Origin of the sequence: Achromobacter sp. ACRQX (genome assembly GCF_022346505.1) — a bacterium.
Lineage (GTDB): Bacteria > Pseudomonadota > Gammaproteobacteria > Burkholderiales > Burkholderiaceae_B > Achromobacter > Achromobacter animicus.
Genome location: NZ_JAKRML010000072.1, coordinates 1 through 651, shown reverse-complemented (window position 1 = coordinate 651; position 651 = coordinate 1). Strand labels below are relative to the sequence as shown.

The 651-nt window shown below is 67.1% G+C and carries 1 protein-coding gene; it reads left to right on the top strand.

Features of this window, described 5'->3' with window-relative positions; genetic code table 11:
• A partial coding sequence (locus MHZ91_RS28200; RefSeq protein ID WP_239216591.1) for a hypothetical protein occupies positions 1 to 651 on the top strand: 651 nt, incomplete at both ends.

Below are 651 nucleotides of genomic sequence, written 5' to 3'. Positions count from 1 at the left end.
GCACGACCGGCGGCATCGTTGTCACCGTCCCAACCACCGATGATTCGGTGTTTGAAGGCCGTGAACAACTGACCCTGGACGCCACGCTGACCGGCAGCTCGGCCAGCGGCATCGCGCTGCCTGGCAACATCACCGACTCCGGCAGCGCCGTCATCGTTGACGACCACGGTTCGGGCGCGGATGTGCCGTCCTTGAGCGTCTCCGACGCCGGCGACGTCAACGAAGGCAGCGACGCCGTCTTCAACGTCGCACTGTCCAAGCCCGTCGACGCCGACACCACGCTGACGTTCACGCTGGGCGGTCAGATCGAAGCGGGCGACGTGGGCACGCCCACCGTCATGATCGGCGGCAAGCCTGCCGTCGTGACCGCGAATGCCGATGGCTCCTACAGCATCACGGTTCCGGCCGGCACGACCGGCGGTATCGTCGTCACCGTCCCGACCACCGACGACTCGGTGTTTGAAGGCCGCGAACAGTTGACGCTGGATGCCACACTGACCGGCAGCTCGGCCAGCGGCATCGCCCTGCCGGGCAACATCACCGACTCCGGCAGCGCCGTCATCGTTGACGACCACGGTTCGGGCGCGGATGTGCCGTCCTTGAGCGTCTCCGACGCCGGCGACGTCAACGAAGGCAGCGACGCCGTCTTCA